Raw genomic sequence first — 22,071 nt, 5'->3', positions numbered from 1 at the left:
CTATTTTTAAATATTATAGTAATGAACTCTCAAACAATTTCAGGTAAAATCATCAGTCTAAATTCTTCAAATCCAATTGAGAAAGCAGCACTTTTAACAGACAAAAAATCTGGTTCGACTTCAGATGAATTAGGTAATTATACTTTAAACTTAGATAACGTAAAAATTATTACTATTTCTTGCTTAGGCTATCAACCAAAAACCATTACAAAAAGGCAACTAATAAATAATCATTACGTAGTAAACTTACAAGAAGACGTAAATCTACTCGATGAATTTCAACTAAACTTAACCAAAGTTACTTTAGATAGCTTATTGATAAAAACAGCTAAAAACATGAAAGAAAACTATCTTTCATCACCTGTAAAACAAGATGTATATGCTATTGAAAATCAAAATTTAGATTTTAAAAAACTAGAATTCGAGTTAAATTCTAGTTCACTTTTAAGTAGAAAAAAAAGAAAATTAGCAGAAAAAGAATTAATGCAATTTGCTGATAATCTTCAAGAAAAAAATCCTGCTTTTGGAACAGAATTTAAAGCAACTGTTTTAAATAAAAAATTCTATTCTGAAGAACGAAAAAAAGAAGTAGATTCTTACGAAGTAACCGCTATTCAGGGGTTTAAAAAAATAGATATAGGAAACGGTGTAACCCTAGAAAACATAACGGAAAGGCTGCAAAACGTCGTTTTAAAACATTTGAATTCTAAAAACACATATAAAGTAAAATCTGGACTTTTTAAACTAGAAGACTCATTGTCTATGGCGGAAACAGCTAGAGTTACAGATTCAATATCAAAAGACAATACTTTTAGTGATTACAACCAAAGTTATCCACTTAGAAATATAAAATATAGAACTGTATTTTTTAATGCTTCTAATCAAAAGAATTTTCTTGATCAGAAATATTATGAACATCAATTAGAAGAAAATGAAATGCTAGGCACTAAAAAGTATTATGTTGTTTCATTTACTCCTAACAAATCAAAATCTAAATATTCGGGTAAAATGTATATTGATCCTACTGATTTTTTCATTAAAAAAATAAAATACCAATATGCTGATGGAAAACGTGGACAACATTTGAATTTAAAGTTTTTATTTGGAATCAAATTTTCTGAAAACCAACATCATGTAACTTTTTTTTATGAAAAAAATAAAGATGATAAAATATATACTTCCTACGTAAAAGAAACCAAAACGAACTACGCATACATAGATAGACCTATAAAATTTATAGAAAATGCCAAAGATAAAAACAAGGTAAAATTTAATGTTAAAGTAGAAATAAACGTCAGTGAAGACAGAGAAACCTTTGTAAATAATATCACCGATTTTGATGCTGATAGCTTTAAAAAGAAGACCAAAGAAGAAATTAAAGAAGCCTATAAAAAAAGAACTGCTTATATGACTAAAGAAGCTTATGACGCTTCTAATTGGAAAAATAAAGTTTTAATTCGTCAATATTTAGAACAATATAATTAAGTATAAATCTACTTTAAAACGCTCAATTAAATAAATACCCAACGTAAACGAACGTTGGGTATTTACTTAAACAAAAACAGTATGCTTTTATGCCTTAAAATATAATTTTATCTAACTATTTTTTAATCACAAATTCATCTACAATTTTACAGAATTCTTGTTAGGCTCAAATTCTTTTTTATTAGTAGAACAAGAAAAAACAAAAAAGGTCCTAAAATGATTACATACTTTTTCATAAATTGTAATGATTTTTATAAAGGTTACTATATATTTAAATACTTATTTTATTAAGGAAAAAGCTTCTAACATTTCTACCAAATTATCAGTCAAAATAAAATCTACCCCAGCATCTAGTAATTCTTTCACTTGCTCTTTTTTTTCTGAATGAAAATAATTTACACGAACACCATTTTGCTTTAGTTTTTTTAGGTCGCGTAACATGTTTACATCATCTCTACTATTTTTTATTTGAAGAAATGCAAAGTTTTTTTTGATGGTTTGGTCGATATAAGAAACACGAGAAGTTGAACGTTCCATATTACAAATCTTGATATTTTTATTTATATGCTTTACTCCTTTAGCCGCCTTTTTTCCACATGCAATTACAGATTGTTGAACTCTATTTTCTGCCATTACCATTTTAGTCGTTTCTACACCTACCCTTCTGTCTCCTTTTAAATGAATATTTAACCATATGTTTTGTGGCATTATTCTAAGAACTTCTTGTAGAGTTGGTACTTTTTCCCCATTAAACTTTTCAGCTTTCCAACTACCTGCATCTAATTCTCTAATTTCAGTTAAAGTTAACTCAGATACTTTTCCAAAACCATTTGTTGTTCTATTTACAGTAGCATCATGCATGATCACAAGTTTATTATCTTGAGTTAATTGCACATCAAACTCTATCATTTGAACTCCTAAACGTATGGCTTCTTTAAAAGCGGCAATTGTATTCTCTGGATGTGTCTTATTTGCTCCACGATGTGCACAAATACCTTTTAGAGGTAAACTATCTGCTTGTGCAAAAACAGATAGTTTCAACAAGAGTAATATCAAGAATAAAAAATTCTTATTTAATAGTATAACCTTCTTCATCTTTTATTTTTTTAAAAGAAAACATTCTTCTTTTTATTGATTACAAATTAAGTTGAATAAAGAAGATTAAAATGATTAAATCTTATTCGTTTTGTGTGATATTTAAACTGCTTTATCAAAAAAAACAGCTCATTTTAATTCAAAAATGAAACTTCAATTAATGCTCTTTTTTACAATGTAACATTATATTAACCTTGTGTGAACCTTAAAATAACAAAGAAAAAAAAAGAGGCAAAATATAATCTATAACTAACAATATACATTAAGTTTTAACAAAATTTTTAGAATAGGTTTGTCCGAAATTAACACAACAAATCAACTATTTTATTAATTCATTCACAGTATGAAAAAAAGAAACTTAAGGCTTTTTACCTTCTTTTTAATATGCTTGTTATCTGCAAACATATATGCACAACAACAAGTTAAAGGAGTTATAAGCGACACTAATCAAATACTCTTACCTGGAGTATCTGTTGTTTTAAAAGGAACAACTACCGGGGTAACTTCCGATTTTGATGGTAATTATAATATTACTGTTCCTAACAACAATTCAATACTTGTATTTTCATATTTAGGTATGGCAACACAAGAAGTTAATGTTGGTAATAAAACAAATATCAACGTTACCTTAGAAGAATCTTCAGAAGCGTTAGATGGTATTGTTGTTACCGCACTTGGAATTTCTAGAGAGAAAAAATCATTAGGGTATTCCGTTGCTGAAGTATCCGGAGATGATATGACAACTGTAACGCAAGAAAATGCATTAAACGCATTAAATGGTAGAGTTGCAGGTGTGCAAATTAACGCTACCGGCGGTGCTGGTTCTACTGTAAGTGTTATTTTACGTGGAGCTTCTTCATTAACAACAGATAACCAACCTTTATATGTTGTAGATGGCGTTCCTTTAAGTAGTGGACTTACCAACATTGGAAGTATTGGTGGCGGTGTAGAAGTAGATTATGGCGGTGGTATTAGTGATATTAATCCAGATGATATTGCAAACGTATCTGTTTTAAAAGGGCCTAGTGCTGCTGCACTATATGGAGCAAGAGGTGGTAATGGTGTTATTTTAATTACTACAAAATCAGGTAAAAAAAATAAAGGTTTAGGCATTTCTTTTAGTTCTAGTAATGTCTACGAAATCCCTTATAAATTTATCGAAAAATCTACACTTTTTGCCAACGGTAGTAGACCAAACCCTAATACAACACAAATAGACGAAACTTCTTCTGGTTGGGTTGGTCCTGAATTAGACAAAGGTTTAAGTGCTATTCAATGGCCATATTCAGATCAAGAAATAGCTACGGGAATTGGTGTGGCAAAACCATTAACCTCTAGAGGTGCAAACAATGCTAAAAATTTCTTTGAAAATTCATTTACCTCTACAAATACTGTTTCTATAGAAAATAGTACAGACAGAATGAATTATAGAATGTCTTATACCAATATGCAACATGAAGGTTTTATTCCAAATTCTGATTTGTATAGACATAATTTTGGTATCAATAGTAGTTTTGATGTTAATGACAAATTAAAAATTAACTCAAGTATAAAATATACTATTTCTGGTGCAGATAATCGCCCTTCGACAACAGACAGAGGCGCAAACCCTTTACAAGCATTATATGATATTAATAGCCATATAGATATTCTTGACATGAAAGATTATTGGTTGGTAGAGGGCGTTAGCCAAAATGCACCCTATAATTTTGGGGATGATCCTTCTCAATTTGAATTTAACAACCCTTATTTTTTAGCAAATGAAATAAATAATGGTTTTAAAAGAAAAAGATTGATGGGTAATATTCAAGCTGATTATCAATTTACAGACAAACTTTCTTTAATGACTCGTTTTGCTTATAATGATACTCATGAAGTAAGAGAAACTAAAATATCTAGCGGTTTTAATGATGAACCTAATGGTGCTTATGGATTATCTAACATAAATGGTGTAGAAACAAATGTCGATTTTTTACTTACTTATCAAGATAAATTAAACGAAAATTTTGATTACAGCTTATCCGCTGGTGGTAACAGAAGAGATTTAAATAATAATTCATCATCTGCACAAACTAAAAATGGAGGTTCTGGTTTAGTGGTTCCTAACTTATTTACATTATCTAATATAGCCTCAGATAATATTAGCTATGGTAGTTCTTCATCTAAAAAACGTGTAAATAGTTTTTATGCTTTAGGTAATATTAGTTTTAAAAATACTGTATTTGTAGATGCGAGTGTTAGAAATGATTGGTCTAGTACTTTACCTGAAAATAATAATAGCTTTTTGTACCCTTCAGTTTCATCAAGTATTTTATTAGATAAGATTTTTGATATGGGTAACGATGTTTCTTTATTTAAGCTGCGTGTAGGTTGGGCGCAAGCAGGTAATGATACAAGTGCTTATAATTTATACTCTGTTTTAAGCAATTCTGGAGACTGGGGAGCTGCTTCACAATTATCTGTAAGTTCTGCTTTAAAAAATGATGAAATTAAACCAGAAATTAATACATCTACAGAATACGGTGTTGACCTATCACTTTTTAGAAATAAAATAACATTGGATTTCACGTATTATGAATCTGATAACAAAAACCAAATCTTTCAAAAATCTTTGCCAATTTCTTCTGGTGCTACAAGCAAACTATTTAATGCTGGTAATTTAAACAGTAAAGGGTTTGAGGCAAGCTTAGGAAGTGTTTTAGTTAAAAATGATGATCTACGTTGGAATATGAATTTAACATTTACGACCAACAAAACCATTATTACAGAATTAGCTCCAGGCACAGATTATGTTTCTTTTTGGTCTGAAGCAAGAAATGGCGCCTATACTTGGGTTGGTGAAGAAATTGGTCAGCTAGTAGATAGAGCATTTGTTCGTGTAGAAGATGAAAATTCGCCTTACTACGGATGGCCTTTGTTAGATGATGAAGGATGGGATAGTGACGATAGAACTTTATCTGATGCAGTCGGAAATAGAGTGGCTCCTGTTACTGGTAATTATAATCCTGATTTTAAAATGGGATTACAAACTTCTATTACGTATAAAAACTGGAATTTATCAATGAATTTTGATTGGAGAAAAGGTGGACAATTTGTTTCTCAAACGTATCGTTATTCAGAATCTGATGTACAAACTTCAAGATGGCTAGATAAAGTTCATGACTTAAGCAACGTCAATAATATACCTGCTTACATTAGAGAAAATTCTGATATGTTTTTATCACCAAACGGAGAATTCTATCCACTTGTTGGTGGACCTACTGCAGAGTATGGTGGTTTCCCTTATGATGGTTTAAATGATGGTGTATTTTTACCTGGAGTAATGGGGTATTATGATGATAGTGGTAATTTTGTAGCTACTCAAGAAAACCTAGGTGGAGAAGGTACACAATACCATTCTTATGGAGACAATTATCCTTGGAGCTATTCTAAAGCAGCAACTTTTGATGCAGATTACTTAAAACTTAGACAAATTTCTATTGGATATACTTTTCCTCGTGAAGTGTCAGAAAAAATGGGTATGAACAATTTATCGCTTTCATTATTTAGCCGTAATATTATTTTATGGACAAAAGCAGGCATCAATATAGATCCAGAAAGTGCTTTTCAAAGTTCAGGATCTGGAATGGCACAAGGTGTAGAACGATACAACATTCAACCATGGTCAATTCCTGTTGGTTTTAAACTAAACGCAAGTTTTTAAATTAAAATAAAAAATCAAGAATATGAAATTTATAAAAAATATAGTATTTTTATTTCTATTGATTACAACTTTGCTTATCGTTTCTTGCGATAGTAATTTGGTAGAAATAAATGAGAACCCAAATGGAATTGAGCCTAATTTGGCAGACCCCAATTTATTAATGAGTACGGTAATGACAGGGCTTGCAACAAGTACAACTTCTAGAGGTTATGCTGGAGACACCGGAACTGCATCGCAGTTTATACAAAGAGATTCTTGGTCCGACAACAGATATGATTGGGCTACAGGATCTATTTGGTCTACTAATTACAACTTACTACGCACTAACAAAGTAGCCAATGAGCAAGCTGTAGCATTAGGTTTAGATTTTCATGAAGGGGTAACTTTAATACTAAAATCGATGTTATTTGGTAATCTTACCGATTATTATGGAGACATTCCATATTCAGATGCTTTACACGGTAATAATTTAAACGGAGAAAAACCAGCTTATGATACACAAGAAGCTGTTTACAAAGGCATTATTGCAGATTTAGAAACAGCGGCTACACTTTTAGAAGGAAGTAATTTTGAAAATGTTGACGCATCTCAAGATGTTTTTTACGCTGGAGATGCTTCTAAATGGCAAAAATTAGCGAACTCCTTAGCACTACGTTATTATATGCGTTTATCAGAAAAATTACCAAGTTTTTCTCAAGATGGTGTAACAAAAACACTTTTAAAACCATTAATAAGTAGCATTGATAATGAATTATCTCTTAGCTATATTGGAGGTATTTCGAGTCAATCTTGGCCAGAAAGTGGGCAATTTGGTTCTGCTTCAGAATTTTATAGAGTAAAGCCTTGCACAACGATTACAGACAAATTAAAAGAATTTAACGACCCTAGAATTACAGTTTGGTTTGCTCCTGTTGCAACCCCTACTAAAGTTGTACCAGCAGATGAAATTCCTGGAGGTGGTGATATAGCAGAACAAGACGGTATCCGTTATATTAACGAAGATACCTTAGAAGAAAATGGTTATGCAATCTACTCCTCAAACACCTATGCAGCAGATATAGAAGCAGGTAAAACACTTATTGATACAAGTAGCGTTTACGTAGGTTTACCAGTAGCTGTAAGTAATGCAGATCCTTACACATACAATCTAAATACCGAAGGTTCTAGAGGAGGTACAAATAGTTATGTATCTAGAATGAATGAAGTATTTAATCTAAAAGAAGATGGAGGAAACTTATTAAAAGCAAGGTTGTTCTCGTATGCAGAAATATCGTTTTTAAAAGCAGAAGCAGCCGTAAGAGGTTGGGGATCGAATGCCGAAACTAATTATTTAGAAGGAATAAAAGCTTCTTTAGAAGTGTGGGGACTCACTGACAATTATAATGAATATATAACCAATTCAGGAGTTGCCTTTGATGGTAGTTTAGAAATAATTATGCAACAAAAATGGATTGCAAATATGTTTAATGGTGATGAAGCATATTTAGATTGGAGAAGAACAGGTTTTCCATCTTTAAATGCTGGTCCTTTAGCTAGAGAAGATGTAATGCCATTAAGGTTTGTGTATCCTAGTGATGAAATAAATAACAACACATCAAATAATGCTGTTGGAGTTGCTTCCTTAGAAGAAACTCCGTATAGCAATACCGATTCTAATGATAGCCCTTATGCAAAACCATGGATTGTACAAGATGTTACAAAACCTTGGTAATATTAAATAGAAGAAGAATTTTAAAATGCCTGAGTTTCCTCAGGCATTTTTTATTGTAAATAAAATAAGTCTTTTTTATACTAAAACAAAAACTCTAATGTCTAAAATATTTACGATAATTAGATGGTGTTTTCCCCATTTTTGCTTTAAAATAAAGGTTAAAATTAGCTAAATTATTATAGCCACTTTCATAACAGATTTCAGCTATTTGTTTATCCGTTTCAGCCAACAATTTTGTAGCAATACCAACTTTTACATTTTTTACATATTCCATAAAAGTAAGTCCTGTTTTCTTTTTAAAAAATCGACAAAAAGAACTTGGAGCCATATTTAAAACTGCAGATGCTTCATCCAAATTAATTCCTTCTTTAATATTTAAAAAAACATATTCGTATACCTTATCTATTTTATCTACATTTTTAGAAAAAGCAGTCTTTTTATTTGTAGGATTAGACAGTTGCTCTCTATCTTCTATTTTAATAAGATATTCAAATAATTTCAATAGTTTAATATAGTATTCTAAACCATCCGTTTTTACCATTTCTATTAAAGTTTTATGTATTTCTACATCATCTTTAACTTTAAAACGAATTCCATTACTTGCTTCTTTTAATAATAATTCCACTTGCTTTAATTCTGGGATTTTAAAAAAATCAAAATTAAAAACATTTTCAGAAAAATGCGTCACAATACAAGTTGGAGATTCGTTATGATCACTATTCTGTAAATCCCAACAATGAGGTAAATCAGATCCTATAAGTACGAGGTCTCCTTTTTCAAAATTAGAAATATGATCACCAATTATTCTTCTTCCTTTGCCAGAAGTAACATAATTTATTTCAAAGTTTTTATGAGAATGAATTTTCTTATTTGGCGATAAAGGCAACTCTCTTGATATAAAAGTATGGTTGCTTGGTACAAATATTTTTTCAAAAACAAAATGCATAGTATGGCTATTATTCCAGAATCCAATACTATGCAATTGTTTTAATCTTTAGTTTACTATAATGTAATTTCTTGTTTAATTATATGTAATTTATCTTAACAAATAAACCTAAAAATAATGAATCCTTAACGATTCTTTATTGAAAGGAAATCGCTTTTTAGTTCATGATAAAATATTTTTGACTTCAATATAAATTTCAATAATGAAAACACAAAAAAGTTTAATTGTTTTAGTAATCACTATATTATTTAGCGCTCTACTACAAGCACAACACACGCATGATAATGAAAGTACACATACACATTATTCTGCATTCGACTCTATAGTTGCACATAAATTAATATTTCCGTCTAGTACACCAGATCGTATTATAGCAAATCTTACAGCAGATGCAGCGCATAGTTTAGCAGTAAATTGGAGAACAGATCAACAAGTGTCTAATGGAGTTATAGAAATAGCTTTAGCAACAGATGGACCCGAATTTTTATTACGAAATGTTGAAAAAATAAATGCAACCTCACAAAAATTTGAAAACCAAAACAGAAATGAACCTCTTGTAAAAGCGACCTATCATTCTGCAGTAGTTCATAATTTAAAACCAAATACCATTTATGTTTATCGTGTTGGAAATGGAAGCAAAGATAATGGGTATTGGAGTGAATGGTTTCAGTATAAAACAGCAAATGTTGGAAATGAAAAGCTTTTTAGTTTTATCTATTTTGGGGATGCTCAAAACAACGTAAAATCTTTATGGTCTAGAGTCATTCGTAATTCCTATCGTCAATTTCCACAGGTCGATTTTATGTTACATGCTGGAGATTTAATTAATGATAGAGATGCAAATTTAGAATGGGGAGAATGGTTTTACGCAGGTAATTTTATTCATGCAACGGTACCAAGTATGATGACGCCTGGTAACCATGAATACAGAAATGGTGTTTTATCTTCGTTATGGAGACCACAGTTTACCTTGCCAGAAAATGGCCCAACAGAAGCTTTAAAAGAAACTTGTTTTGCTATAGATTACCAAGACATGAAAATGATTTCTTTAGATAGCGAAGGTTTTGATGAAAGTGAAGAATCAAAAAAAGCTCAAATACAATGGTTAGATTCTGTATTACAAGCAAACACAAAAAAATGGACAATTATCACAACCCACTACCCTATTTATTCTACCGCAAAAGGACGTGATAATAAAGAACTTAGAGAAGCTATAAAACCTTTAATTGATAAATATGGTGTGGATTTAGTTTTACAAGGTCATGATCATACATATGCAAGGGGATTTCCTAAAAATGAAGGAAAAGGTTTAACTGTAGTAGAAGATGCGGGTGCTGTTTATGCTGTTTCTGTAAGTGGACCAAAAATGTACGAATCTAAAGATCAAGAATGGATGGTGAGACGAGGTGAATACACGCAACTCTTTCAAATCATAACAGTATCTAAAGACACCATTAAATATGGAGCATACACACCTATTGGCATTCTATATGACGCTTTTGAAATCATAAAAAAAGATGGCAAAAAAACATTGATTAATAAAGTTCCTGAAACACCTGTTAGATTAAAAAAAGATCTAGAAAAAGTAGAATAACTCATCAACTAAAACAACGATAAAAATTGCAAAAAATGAAAATCACAAAACAACTAATTATTTTATTCGTCTTTTTTATAGGGTGGTCTTGTACAAAAGAAAATATACCTCAAAAAGAAACAACAGAAGTAATTGTAAAAGCTACAAATATAGCTACAACACTTAAAGAGTTTAAAAATGCAACATCAAAATCAATCTTGGTTGCAGCTCATAGAGGTGCACACATGGGGAATTTTGAAAATTCTATAGAATCTTCATTAAAATCTATTGAATTAGGAGTAGATATAATAGAGGTTGATGTAAAAACAACAAAAGACGGACAACTAATTTTAATGCATGATAGCTCTATAGATCGCACAACTACAGGAACAGGAGAAGTTGAAGACTTAACATTAGCCGAGATTAAAGCTTTTAAACTAAAAGCACCTTATGGCAGAATAAGCAAAGAATCTGTACCAACTTTTGAAGAATTTTTAAAAGTAGTTAAAGGTAAAATAATGGTAGATGTAGATATGAAAACGGACAATGTAGAAGGATTAGTGAAAGCTGTAAATGAATTTGGAAATAAAAACGAGGTATTTTATTTTGATAATGATTACAACCAGTTAGAACGCATTAAAATTTTAGATAAATCCGCTCAATTAATGCCTAGAGCATATTCTTTAAAAATGGCAGATTCGGCTGTTGTAAAGTTTAACCCAAAAGTTATACATATAGACACGGGCTTTAATACCAAAGAAGTTGGTGATTTGTTAAAAGAAAACAATGCTAGAATTTGGATAAATACCTTAGGAGAAAAAGATGCTGAAATTCGTTATGGAAGTGGAGAAAAAATAATTGAAGAATTGATTAAAAATGGTGCTAATATCATTCAGACTGATGAACCCGAAATGTTATTAGAATTATTAAGAAGCAAAGGTTTACATCAATAATTTGGTGCTATTATTTTTTTATTAATAAACAGTGAATCTAATTAACAATCAATTGAAATTAAAAAACATTTTATCACTATTACCTCTTCTTTTTTGTTTGATAATTTACAGACAAGAATCTTTTCCTCAAAAAAAGAAGGTGCCCGAAATTTATGTAACACCTATTTATAAAGTTGATTATGGAGATGCTACAGCGGATAAACCTCAATCTAAATCATGGGCTACAGAGCATGGACAATGGTTAATTGTTGGTGATAAAGATGGACCTAAGTTATTAAAAAAAGATGTTTCAGGATGGTCTCCTCAAACGGTAATTAATAAGCTGTTGACAAACTTACCCCGTAAAGCTGATGTTTTTAAGAAAGAGAATGATGTACATATTGTCTTAGTGGATGAATGTAATTTGAGTGTTGTTAAAATGACTTATTCAAAAGAGGAATACGAAATTCAATGGAAACAGACGCTTTCTATTCCTAAAAACTGTCATTCTATAGAAACTGCAACGATTACCCAAGATTCTAAAAATGAATTTTGGGTTTGTGCAGATATGAATGAATCCATAATGGTTTGGCATTCTTTAGACGGAAAAAATTGGTCTACACCATTTACGATTGCTGATAATATAAATAAAGATGACATTTCTTTAATTGCTAAATTAGAAAACCAACTATCTGTAATTTGGTCTAATCAAAATACACAAACCATCTACGAACGAATTCATTATGACGGAAATAAATTAGATAAATGGTCTCAACCAATCATTATTCAACAAGGAAACAATAACGCAGATGATCACTTAAATGCGACAGTTTTAGAAAGTGGAGAAATGATGGTGGCTTCTAAAAATAGTGTTGATAAAATTAATCAACCTCAATTTGTATTAAGAATAAGAGATAAAAAAGGAAATTGGACAAACATTCCGTATGAGCCTCTTAAGAAAGGAAAAAGTCCCAGTAGACCAATTATTAATCATGTAACATCCGGAAAAATATTTGAAGCGCATTCTGTAAAAAACAAAGAAAATAATAGATATTATATTTCTGTAAATGAAATTACAAAAACGAAAAATAAATATATTTTTAAAGAACTCATTCGATTAAAAACAAAAATAAAAGGAAAAAATGGTGATGTTACTTCTAGTAAAGATCCTTTCTTTTCTAAAAAATCAAAATTTATCTTTTTCTCTGATGATTTAGGTAATATTTATTCGTTTGATCTAGATTTACTATTCTAGAGATATATTCTAAACAACTACTATAAAGGTATTTATAAAGTAAAAGCCCCAAATCTGATTGATTTGGGGCTTTTATAATATTATAAAAATATTTTATTAGTCGTTATGCATAAAGCTTTGCTTAGCTAACAACTCTTCTTCTGTTTCTACAACGTCGTCATCTGGTACACAACAATCTACAGGACATACTGCAGCACATTGTGGCTCATCATGAAAACCTTTACATTCTGTACACTTATCTGGAACGATATAATAGATTTCATCAGAAACTGGTTCTTGAACATCATCGGCATTTACCGATTTACCATTTGGTAAAACTGCATTTCCTTTCAAATCTGTTCCGTCTGAATATTTCCAATCATCTGCTCCTTCGTAAATTGCAGTGTTAGGACATTCTGGTTCACATGCCCCACAATTTATACATTCATCTGTTATTATAATTGCCATAATTTTCTGTTCTGTTTTTGTACCTTTGCAATTGCAAAAATAAAGCCAAAATAATAGACAACCAAAATAAATGGATAGTATTCAAAACAGAATTATTGCTTTCGCAAAATTAGGCGCCTTTTTAGGTCAGTTTTCTATTGATAAAATAAAAAAAATCGATAATATTGAACATAATGAAATCTTTTTTGATGGCTTTTTACATCAAATAAAACTAGCACAAGAAAAGAACTCTTGGTTTACAAAAGACAATGTTTTATTCTCCTTAAATAGCCTACATAAATCACTAACAGAAAATAACTTAAATACATTTACCAAAAGTTTAGATTCAACTATTAAACCATCAAAAAAAGTGGCGATTGTAATGGCTGGAAACATACCTTTGGTAGGATTTCATGATTTTTTATCGGTATTAATATCTGGGCATTCAGTATTGGTTAAGCAATCTTCTAGTGATAAACACTTATTACCTTTTTTAGCGAAGTATTTAGAGTATGTAGAACCTACTTTTAAGGGAAAAATTACTTTTACGGAAGAAAAACTAACCGATTTTGATGCTGTTATCGCTACCGGAAGCGATAATACTGCGCGTTATTTTGAATATTATTTCAAGAATAAACCAAATATTATTAGAAAAAGCAGAAATTCCGTGGCAGTTATCACCGGAAAAGAAACCGAAGAAGATTTTATTAAATTATCGGATGATGTTTTTCAATACTTTGGTTTAGGTTGCAGATCTGTTTCTAAATTATATGTACCTAAAGGCTATAATTTTGATGCTTTTTTTACAGGAATGTATGCTAAAAAAGACATGATTGAAAACGCAAAATATGCGAATAATTATGATTATAACAAAGCGGTGTATTTAATGAGCTTGTTTGATTTATTAGAAAACGGTTTTCTAATGATTAAAGAAGACGAAAGCTATGCCTCTCCTATTGCTACTATTTTCTATGAATATTACGACAATGAAACAGATTTAAAAATAAAATTACATCAAGATAAAGATAAAATTCAATGTATTGTTGCCAAAGACTTTATAGAAAATGAAATCGCTTTTGGGCAAACACAACATCCTGAATTAACAGATTACGCAGATGGTGTAAATACATTAGATTTTTTATCAACTATTTAACCCTAGCAGAGGGATTTTAAAATTAACCGCGAAGACGCTCAGTTTTTCGCAAAGTTCGCAAAGTGTTACAACTTTGAATCTAAAACATTAAATATTGAACTTAAGAGTATGAAAAAACATAATTTCAGTGCAGGTCCTTGTATTTTACCACAAGAAGTATTGCAAAAAGCTTCAGAAGCAATCTTAAATTTTAATGATGATAATTTATCATTAATAGAAATTTCTCACAGAAGTAAACCTTTTGTAGAAGTAATAGAAAAAGCACGTTCTTTAGCTTTAGAATTGTTAGGATTAGAAAATAAAGGTTACAAAGCTTTGTTTTTACAAGGTGGTGCAAGTTTAGAGTTTTTAATGGTTGCTTACAATTTGTTAGATAAAAAAGCAGCGTATTTAAATACGGGTACTTGGGCAGATAAAGCAATTAAAGAAGCAAAAGCTTTTGGAGAAGTTGTAGAAGTTGGTTCTTCTAAAGACAAAGGTTACAACTATATTCCTAAAGGATATACAATACCAGAAGATGCAGATTATTTTCACTGTACAAGTAACAATACCGTTGCTGGTACGCAGATGAAAGATTTTCCGGAAACCAATATTCCTTTGGTTTGTGATATGAGTTCAGACATTTTTTCTCGTCAGTTAGATTTCGAAAAATTCGATCTTATTTATGCAGGTGCTCAGAAAAATATGGGGCCAGCTGGTGCAACTTTAGTCATTATTAAAGAAGAAATTTTAGGTAAAGTAGAAAGACATATTCCTTCTATGTTAAACTATCAAATTCATATTGATAAAGATAGTATGTTTAATACACCTTCTGTATTTGCAATCTATGTTTCTATGTTAACCTTACAATGGTTAAAAGATTTAGGCGGAATTGAATTTATTGAAGAAGTAAATAATAAAAAAGCAGCCCTTTTATACTCTGAAATTGATAGAAACCCGTTGTTTAAAGGAATTGTAGCCAAAGAAGACAGAAGTACAATGAATGCTACTTTTACTTTAACAGATGATTCTTTAAAGGAGAAATTTGATACCATGTGTAAAGAAGCAGGAATTAGCGGAATAAATGGACACAGAAGTGTTGGTGGTTATAGAGCAAGTATGTACAACGCCTTACCTTTATATAGCGTACAAGTTTTGGTTGATGCGATGCAAGAGTTAGAAAGAATTCAAAAATAAAATAAAAATCGTCATTCCGATTGAAATGAAGGAATCTTACGTTAAGATAGCCACATTTCAACATTAAGAATGACCCCAATAGTTAGAATGAAAATATTAGCAAACGATGGAATTTCTAAAAGCGGAATAGATGCTTTAGAAAAAGGAGGATTTGAAGTACTAGACATAAAAGTAGCACAAAATCAGTTAGAAAGTTATATCAATGAAAACAATGTTGATGTAATTTTAGTAAGAAGTGCAACACAAGTAAGACAAGAATTAATGGAAGCTTGCCCAAGTTTAAAATTAATTGGACGTGGTGGTGTTGGCTTAGATAATATAGATGTAGAATATGCAGAAGACAACGGTTTGCATGTAATTAACACACCAAAAGCTTCATCTGGCTCTGTGGCAGAATTAGTTTTTGCACACCTTTTTGGGATGGCTCGTTTTTTACATTCTTCAAATAGAGAAATGCCTTTAGAAGGAGATTCTCGTTTTAAAGAATTGAAAAAAGCCTACTCTGAGGGAATTGAATTAAGAGGAAAAACAATTGGTATTATCGGTTTTGGACGCATTGGTCAAGAAGTGGCAAAAATTGCTATTGGTGTTGGAATGAATGTTTTAGCAACTGATGATGAAGTTACAAGTGCACCAATTACTTTAGAGTTTTTTAACGGACAAAAAACTACCTTTATTATTGAAACTGTAGATAAAGAAGAACTTTTAAAAGAATCGGATTTTATTACTTTACATACGCCAGATCAAGAAGATTATATTATTACGGCATCAGAATTTGAAAAAATGAAAGACGGTGTAGGTATAATAAATACCTCTAGAGGTGGTATTTTACACGAAGTAGATTTAGTAAAAGCTATAGAAAGCGGTAAAGTACAATTTGCAGGTTTAGATGTTTTTGAAACAGAACCTACTCCAGCAGTACAATTATTAATGAATCCAGAAATTTCTTTAACTCCGCATATTGGAGCTGCAACCAAAGAAGCACAAGATAGAATTGGAGTTGAATTAGCAAATCAGATTATTGCTTTGTTAAAGAATTAGAAAAAATTATTAATACAAGATTCTTAAAAAAATAATTTCATTCGAAATGACAGTTAGTTTATAACAACAACTGTCATTTCGAAATTATTTTTTATGTGATTGTGAAGTTTCATCCATACATAATATTTAGAATCTTCGTCTAAATAACAAAAAAAGAAAACATGATTAAAGAAAATCTATTAGAAATAAAACAATCACTTCCAGAAAATGTAACCCTAGTTGCTGTTTCTAAAACCAAACCTTTAGAAGATTTGCAAGAAGCGTATGCTGCTGGTCAGCGTATTTTTGGTGAGAATAAAATTCAGGAAATGGTGGATAAATATGATGCTTTACCAAAAGACATTCAATGGCATATGATTGGTCATTTACAAAGTAATAAGGTAAAGTACATGGCACATTTTGTAGATTTGATTCATGGAGTTGATAAATTCTCTACTTTAAAGGAAATCAACAAGCAAGCAAAAAAACATGATAAAGTTATCAACTGTTTATTACAAGTAAAAATAGCCAAAGAAGACACCAAATTTGGTTTGTCTTTTGATGAAATAAATGAAATTTTAGCATCAGAAGCATTCGCAGAATTAAAGAACATAAAAATTACCGGTTTTATGGGAATGGCCACATTTACAGACAATAAGAAACAGTTAGAAGAAGAATTTTCATCACTAAATACCTTTTTTAACGAACTTAAAACTCAAAAACTATCACTAAAAACTTTATCAATGGGAATGAGTGGAGATTATATGCTTGCTATAGAAAATGGAAGTAATATGGTAAGAGTTGGTAGTTCTATATTTGGTCAAAGAAATTATAATGCTTAATTTTATCGTAAAAGAAAAAGACTTTGTACGCAATTTTAGATATTGAAACCACAGGAGGAAAATTTAATGAAGAAGGCATCACAGAAATTGCTATATATAAATTTGACGGCCACACAACAGTAGACCAATTCATTAGCTTAGTAAATCCGGAAAAACCCATTCAAGAATTTGTGGTAAAACTTACGGGCATTAATAATAAGATGCTTAAAAATGCGCCTAAATTCTATGAAGTTGCCAAACGTATTATAGAAATTACATCAGATTGTATTTTAGTTGCTCATAATACCACTTTCGATTACAGAATTTTAAGTACCGAATTTGATCGATTAGGGTACGACTTTAATAGAAATACATTGTGTACTGTAGAATTAAGTCAGAAATTAATTTTAGACCAACCTTCTTACAGCTTAGGGAAACTTACCAAATCTTTAGGAATACCAATTACAGACAGACATAGAGCTTCTGGAGATGCTTTGGCAACCGTGCAATTGTTTAAATTACTATTAGAAAAAGACACGAATAAAAGTATTATACAAAGTTCTATAAAGTATTTTGACAGAAGACATCAAAAGCAAAAATTAAGAAGTTTAATAGAGGAAATACCAACTGTACAAGGAGTTTTTTACATTCATGATAAAGAAGGTAGAGTTGTATTTATTGGAAAAGGCAAGAATATTAAATCGGAAGTAAATAACCTATTTCTAAAAGTAACCAAAAGAGCAGTTAAAATTCAGGAAAGAGCACAATCTATTTCTTTTGACAAAACAGGAAATGAACTTTTTACCCGTTTAAAATATGCTATCGAATTAGATGCTTTAACTCCTAAATTTAATTTTAAAAAGAATCCGAAATTTATTACTCAAGATTTTAATAATGAAGATTTTATTATCATTGAAAAAGGGAGAGAAGTAGAAGAAAATGCCGTAATTTTAATAGAAAAGAACGAGGTATATGGTTGTGGTTACACAAACTTAAGCAATCAAGAAAGTAAGATAGATATTTTAAAAAAGATATTAACTCCTATTGAAAACAAGATTCAAGCAAAAAATATTATCAAAAATTACATCAACAAAAATAAAGTACAGAAAATTATTAGACTGTAAATGAAATTTTTAACGCTATTACTCCTACTCTCATCCACTTTAATTATTGCACAAAAAAGTAAAACTACTAAAATGGGTAAAACCACTCTAGAAGAATTACAAATGACAATTTACGATAAAGACTCTACGGCAACCGCTGTTGTTTTATACGAACACGCAAATAGATATCCAGATAGAGATAATGATGAAATTCCTAGAACAGATTACTACTATCGAATTAAGATTTTAGATAAGGCTTCTTTTAATTTAGCCGATATTACAATTAACTTATACGAAAAACAGAAAGTTAAAGACATTAGTGCAGTTACTTATAATATTACCGAAAACGGTACTATGAGCAGCACATATCTTGATGATAAGGATATCTTTACTTCTAAAGAACGAGATACCTGGACGGTTAAAAACTTTACGCTACCTAATATAAAAGAAGGCTCTGTTATAGAATATACCTACAGTGTCTTATCTCCATACTTAAGCATTAACGATTGGGAGTTTCAATCTGACATACCAAAAATAAAAAGTGAATTTGATGCATCTATCTTAGGGAATTATCAATATAATATAAAAAAAACAGGCTATTTACAATTAGATAAAGACGAACCTTCGATGGATAAAAAATGTGTCTATGTTGATGGTATAGGTGAAGGAGGATGTGCAACATATTCTTATGGGATGAATGATATTCCTGCTTTTAAAGAAGAAGATTATATGTTGAGCAAAAAAAATTACATCTCTAAAATTTCTTTTGATATAAAATCGATTACTAGTTATAGAGGTGTTGTAGACAACTTAACGACTACTTGGAAACAAGCCGATAAAAGCTTAAAAGATCGTTTTTTTAATAATCAGACCTCAAAAAAAAATTTTTTTAGAAAAAATATTTCTGAAGCTATTTTAGAAACTGAAAACAGTTTAGATAGAGCGCAAAAAATTTACACTTTTATTCAGAATCATTACACTTGGAATGAAAAGTATTGGACCAATGAAGATGCAAAAGTAAAAGAAGCTTTTCAGCAAAAATCTGGTGATGTTGGTGAAATAAACATTTCGTTATACAACAGTTTAAAAGCGGCGGATATAGATGCCAATTTAGTCGTTTTATCTACAAGGGAAAACGGAATTCCTACAAAAATATTTCCAGTTATTTATGACTATAATTATGTAATTGTTCAAGCTGTTATAGATGGTACATCTTATTTTTTAGACGCAACAGACAAATTTATTCCTTTTGGCGAAGTTCCGTATAGAGTATTAAATGGAGAAGCTAGAATAATCAACTTTAAAGAAGAAAGCTCTTGGGTTACTTTAAAGCCAAAATACAGATCATCCCTAAACATAAACTCTAGTCTTACGTTAGATGAAGAAGGCATATTTACTGGATCTTTAATGATGATAAGAAACGGTCTTTTAGCAACAGAGCAAAGAAAAAAAATGTCGTTAACCAATGAAGATGGTTATTTAGAAAATTTTGAAGTTAAATATCCAAACCTAGAAGTTGATGAATATGAAAGAGACAATTTAGAAAACTTAGATAAAAAATTACAAGAAAAATTTACGATCCGATTAGAAATGGATGAAGTCTTAGGTAACAAAATAAGAATAAATCCGTTTTTATTTAATAGAATAAAACAAAACCCTTTTAAATTAAAAGAAAGAAATTACCCTGTAGATTTTGGGTATGCTAGACTGAATAATTTTTACTTAAGCTTAACAATTCCAGAAAATTACACCATTGTAAATTTACCTAAAGACAAAGCAATATCACTACCTAATAAAGGTGGTAGATTCATACTTAAAACAGTAAAAAAAGGAAATACAATTACTGTTTTAACAAGAATGCAAATCTCAAAAAAAATATTTTCTGTAGCAGAATATTATGCTTTAAAGGAGTTTTACAAACAAATTATTATTTCTGAGAGTGGTTATATAATTTTAGAAAAGAACTAATTTTTTTATATCTGTCATAAACATTCAAAAAAACTTTTAATTAAGAGTAGTAATCGAGACAATCAAATTATTTTTATGATTGCTATCTTAAAATGACTGCATATCAATTTTATTTAATAGATTAGCGGCTGATACATTTTATGGATTTAGAGCTATTAATTTTACAATTTCAAAAAAAGGACGTTAAAGCCTATGAAAAACTATACAATATGTATTGTGATAGTATTTCTGGTGTTGTAAATAACATTGTTAAAAATGATGATGTTGCACAAGAAATAACGCAAGATGTCTTTATAAAAGCTTGGAATAAAGCAGATTCTTATTCTGCAAAAAAAGGCCGTTTTTTTACGTGGATACTAAACATAGCAAGAAATGCAGCTATCGATTATACACGTTCTAAAAAATTTAAACAGTCTAAACAAAACCATAACTCAGATTTTTTCGTAGATATATTAGAAACCAGTGATAGTTTAGATACTGCTACTGATACAATTGGCTTAAAAGAATTTGTTACCAAATTAGGAGACAAATGTAAAGCAGTAATTGAATTATTATATTTTAAAGGGTTTACACAAAAAGAAGCCTCTGAAGAATTAGAAATGCCAATTGGCACCATAAAAACAAGAAATAGAAATTGCATAGGCGAATTACGCACCATGCTTGGAGTTTAAATAATGAATATAAAAGAATACATAACATCTGGAATTTTAGAACTGTATGTTGCAGGCTCGCTTTCTGAAAAGGAAAACGAGGAAGTGCATGCTAAAATTAAAGAATATCCAGAAGTATTGGCCGAAGTTGTATCCATAGAAAAAGCAATTGCAAAATTAACAGCCGCTGCTAAAAAAGATACTCCATATTCATTTTCAGAAATAAAAAATCAATTAAAAGTTGAAGAAACAAAAGTAATCTCTATTACAAAACCGAAAACAAATTGGTTACAATATAGTGGTTGGGCTGCTTCTTTATTAATAGGAAGTGTACTTATCTGGACACTTACACAAAACAAGCAACTTAAAGATCAGGTTGCTACAGAAAAACAACAATTAGAAGAACAAATAGACAAAGCTTCTAACAGCTTAGCAGAAGCAGAAAAATTAATTGATATCTTTAGAGATAAAGACATTGTTTCTGTGCCTCTAGCGGGTCAAAAAGTATCTCCAACATCTTATGCAAAGGTATATTGGGATAAAAAAACAAAGAGTATTTACTTAGATGCTAAAGGATTACCAGCACCTCCAAAAGGAAAGGTATACCAAGTTTGGTCTTTAAAATTAAGTCCTTTAACGCCTACAAGTTTAGGTACAATAGACACTTTTATGGCAGATACAAATAAAATATTTACCATAGAAAATGCCAACGAATCTGAAGCATTTGGTATTACTTTAGAACCTGCAGGTGGTAGTGCATCTCCTAATTTAGAGCAACTGTATACTTTAGGAGCAGTAGCTTCTTAGGTTTATTATAATCATCATTTTTTTTACAATTTTATTGATTAAAAATATTTTTTTCATACTGAACTTTACTCCGTATCTAATCTACTAAAAGTCAATAATATTATCAAACTAAAAGAAATACAGCTTGATAAATTTTACTACTTTTAAATAACCTTATTCAATAAATTAAAGGGCATTTAAAAGTATAATCATCTAAAAAAACTAACTTTGCCCACTACTTTATAATTCTGAACTTTATAGATTTTTA

Annotated in this window: 17 protein-coding genes; 14 read left to right on the top strand and 3 right to left on the bottom strand. The window is 30.1% G+C overall.

Features of this window, described 5'->3' with window-relative positions; all coding sequences use genetic code 11:
* Positions 1 to 21 precede the first annotated feature (21 nt).
* Positions 22 to 1,485, top strand: coding sequence for a carboxypeptidase-like regulatory domain-containing protein (locus H0I29_RS14795; RefSeq protein ID WP_218753021.1), 1,464 nt, complete (start codon positions 22 to 24; stop codon positions 1,483 to 1,485).
* A 279-nt stretch (positions 1,486 to 1,764) separates the two neighbouring features.
* On the opposite strand, the gene H0I29_RS14790 is transcribed toward H0I29_RS14795, so the two are convergent.
* Complete coding sequence (locus H0I29_RS14790; RefSeq protein WP_218753020.1) at positions 1,765 to 2,580, bottom strand: glycerophosphodiester phosphodiesterase family protein; 816 nt, start codon at positions 2,578 to 2,580, stop codon at positions 1,765 to 1,767.
* A gap of 343 nt (positions 2,581 to 2,923) precedes the next feature.
* Here H0I29_RS14790 and H0I29_RS14785 point away from each other — a divergent pair, with 343 nt between their 5' ends.
* Both H0I29_RS14785 and H0I29_RS14780 read left to right on the top strand, forming a co-directional pair.
* On the top strand, positions 2,924 to 6,283 hold the full coding sequence (locus tag H0I29_RS14785; protein WP_218753019.1) for a SusC/RagA family TonB-linked outer membrane protein: 3,360 nt from the start codon (positions 2,924 to 2,926) through the stop codon (positions 6,281 to 6,283).
* A 22-nt stretch (positions 6,284 to 6,305) separates the two neighbouring features.
* Positions 6,306 to 7,994, top strand: a complete 1,689-nt coding sequence (locus tag H0I29_RS14780) for a SusD/RagB family nutrient-binding outer membrane lipoprotein (protein WP_218753018.1) — start codon at positions 6,306 to 6,308, stop codon at positions 7,992 to 7,994.
* A 94-nt stretch (positions 7,995 to 8,088) separates the two neighbouring features.
* Here the strand turns inward: H0I29_RS14780 and H0I29_RS14775 are convergent, their stop codons facing one another.
* Positions 8,089 to 8,976 carry an AraC family transcriptional regulator gene (locus tag H0I29_RS14775; protein WP_218733647.1) on the bottom strand — a complete coding sequence of 296 codons (888 nt, stop codon included), beginning with the start codon at positions 8,974 to 8,976 and terminating at the stop codon, positions 8,089 to 8,091.
* A gap of 166 nt (positions 8,977 to 9,142) precedes the next feature.
* On the opposite strand from H0I29_RS14775, the gene H0I29_RS14770 reads away from it, so the two are divergent.
* The 3 genes from H0I29_RS14770 (at position 9,143) to H0I29_RS14760 (ending at position 12,700) form a co-directional block, all read left to right on the top strand.
* Positions 9,143 to 10,534, top strand: coding sequence for a metallophosphoesterase family protein (locus H0I29_RS14770; protein WP_218753017.1), 1,392 nt, complete (start codon positions 9,143 to 9,145; stop codon positions 10,532 to 10,534).
* 35 nt (positions 10,535 to 10,569) lie between these two features.
* Positions 10,570 to 11,466, top strand: coding sequence for a glycerophosphodiester phosphodiesterase family protein (locus tag H0I29_RS14765; RefSeq protein ID WP_218753016.1), 897 nt, complete (start codon positions 10,570 to 10,572; stop codon positions 11,464 to 11,466).
* A 139-nt stretch (positions 11,467 to 11,605) separates the two neighbouring features.
* On the top strand, positions 11,606 to 12,700 hold the full coding sequence (locus tag H0I29_RS14760) for a hypothetical protein (RefSeq protein WP_218753015.1): 1,095 nt from the start codon (positions 11,606 to 11,608) through the stop codon (positions 12,698 to 12,700).
* Between the two features lie 96 nt (positions 12,701 to 12,796).
* Here H0I29_RS14760 and H0I29_RS14755 read toward each other — a convergent pair whose 3' ends face one another.
* Positions 12,797 to 13,147: a 4Fe-4S dicluster domain-containing protein gene (locus tag H0I29_RS14755; protein WP_068448123.1), complete on the bottom strand. Its 351-nt coding sequence runs from the start codon at positions 13,145 to 13,147 to the stop codon at positions 12,797 to 12,799.
* A 70-nt stretch (positions 13,148 to 13,217) separates the two neighbouring features.
* Between H0I29_RS14755 and H0I29_RS14750 the strand changes: the two genes are divergently transcribed.
* The 8 genes from H0I29_RS14750 (at position 13,218) to H0I29_RS14715 (ending at position 21,824) form a co-directional block, all read left to right on the top strand.
* The gene (locus tag H0I29_RS14750; RefSeq protein ID WP_218753014.1) at positions 13,218 to 14,279 is read left to right on the top strand and encodes an acyl-CoA reductase; all 1,062 of its coding nucleotides are present in this window, start codon (positions 13,218 to 13,220) and stop codon (positions 14,277 to 14,279) included.
* Positions 14,280 to 14,387: 108 nt separating this feature from the next.
* The gene (gene serC / locus H0I29_RS14745; protein WP_218733637.1) at positions 14,388 to 15,455 is read left to right on the top strand and encodes a 3-phosphoserine/phosphohydroxythreonine transaminase; all 1,068 of its coding nucleotides are present in this window, start codon (positions 14,388 to 14,390) and stop codon (positions 15,453 to 15,455) included.
* A gap of 87 nt (positions 15,456 to 15,542) precedes the next feature.
* Positions 15,543 to 16,496 (top strand): D-2-hydroxyacid dehydrogenase, encoded by a 954-nt coding sequence (locus tag H0I29_RS14740; protein WP_218755245.1) that lies wholly within the window; start codon positions 15,543 to 15,545, stop codon positions 16,494 to 16,496.
* A gap of 161 nt (positions 16,497 to 16,657) precedes the next feature.
* A complete protein-coding gene (locus tag H0I29_RS14735; protein WP_218753013.1) occupies positions 16,658 to 17,317 on the top strand; it encodes a YggS family pyridoxal phosphate-dependent enzyme in 660 nt (219 codons plus the stop codon).
* A 23-nt stretch (positions 17,318 to 17,340) separates the two neighbouring features.
* A complete protein-coding gene (locus tag H0I29_RS14730) occupies positions 17,341 to 18,420 on the top strand; it encodes an exonuclease domain-containing protein (RefSeq protein WP_218753012.1) in 1,080 nt (359 codons plus the stop codon).
* Positions 18,421 to 18,492: 72 nt separating this feature from the next.
* Positions 18,493 to 20,367, top strand: coding sequence for a transglutaminase domain-containing protein (locus H0I29_RS14725; protein WP_254712637.1), 1,875 nt, complete (start codon positions 18,493 to 18,495; stop codon positions 20,365 to 20,367).
* Positions 20,368 to 20,507: 140 nt separating this feature from the next.
* The gene (locus tag H0I29_RS14720) at positions 20,508 to 21,038 is read left to right on the top strand and encodes an RNA polymerase sigma factor (RefSeq protein ID WP_218733627.1); all 531 of its coding nucleotides are present in this window, start codon (positions 20,508 to 20,510) and stop codon (positions 21,036 to 21,038) included.
* Positions 21,039 to 21,041: 3 nt separating this feature from the next.
* The gene (locus tag H0I29_RS14715) at positions 21,042 to 21,824 is read left to right on the top strand and encodes an anti-sigma factor (protein ID WP_218753010.1); all 783 of its coding nucleotides are present in this window, start codon (positions 21,042 to 21,044) and stop codon (positions 21,822 to 21,824) included.
* Positions 21,825 to 22,071 lie beyond the last annotated feature (247 nt).

It is taken from the genome of Polaribacter sp. R2A056_3_33, assembly GCF_019278485.1.
GTDB lineage: Bacteria > Bacteroidota > Bacteroidia > Flavobacteriales > Flavobacteriaceae > Polaribacter.
This window is presented reverse-complemented; position numbering and strand designations above follow the sequence as displayed.

Bases quoted from the DNA above. Each gene is read 5' to 3' on its own strand.
- H0I29_RS14795 (WP_218753021.1), top strand. From the start codon at position 22: ATGAACTCTCAAACAATTTCAGGTAAAATCATCAGTCTAAATTCTTCA.
- H0I29_RS14790 (WP_218753020.1), bottom strand. From the start codon at position 2,580: ATGAAGAAGGTTATACTATTAAATAAGAATTTTTTATTCTTGATATTA.
- H0I29_RS14785 (WP_218753019.1), top strand. From the start codon at position 2,924: ATGAAAAAAAGAAACTTAAGGCTTTTTACCTTCTTTTTAATATGCTTG.
- H0I29_RS14740 (WP_218755245.1), top strand. From the start codon at position 15,543: ATGAAAATATTAGCAAACGATGGAATTTCTAAAAGCGGAATAGATGCT.
- H0I29_RS14755 (WP_068448123.1), bottom strand. From the start codon at position 13,147: ATGGCAATTATAATAACAGATGAATGTATAAATTGTGGGGCATGTGAA.
- H0I29_RS14750 (WP_218753014.1), top strand. From the start codon at position 13,218: ATGGATAGTATTCAAAACAGAATTATTGCTTTCGCAAAATTAGGCGCC.
- H0I29_RS14770 (WP_218753017.1), top strand. From the start codon at position 9,143: ATGAAAACACAAAAAAGTTTAATTGTTTTAGTAATCACTATATTATTT.
- H0I29_RS14780 (WP_218753018.1), top strand. From the start codon at position 6,306: ATGAAATTTATAAAAAATATAGTATTTTTATTTCTATTGATTACAACT.
- H0I29_RS14720 (WP_218733627.1), top strand. From the start codon at position 20,508: ATGGATTTAGAGCTATTAATTTTACAATTTCAAAAAAAGGACGTTAAA.
- H0I29_RS14725 (WP_254712637.1), top strand. From the start codon at position 18,493: ATGGGTAAAACCACTCTAGAAGAATTACAAATGACAATTTACGATAAA.
- H0I29_RS14735 (WP_218753013.1), top strand. From the start codon at position 16,658: ATGATTAAAGAAAATCTATTAGAAATAAAACAATCACTTCCAGAAAAT.
- H0I29_RS14765 (WP_218753016.1), top strand. From the start codon at position 10,570: ATGAAAATCACAAAACAACTAATTATTTTATTCGTCTTTTTTATAGGG.
- H0I29_RS14715 (WP_218753010.1), top strand. From the start codon at position 21,042: ATGAATATAAAAGAATACATAACATCTGGAATTTTAGAACTGTATGTT.
- serC (WP_218733637.1), top strand. From the start codon at position 14,388: ATGAAAAAACATAATTTCAGTGCAGGTCCTTGTATTTTACCACAAGAA.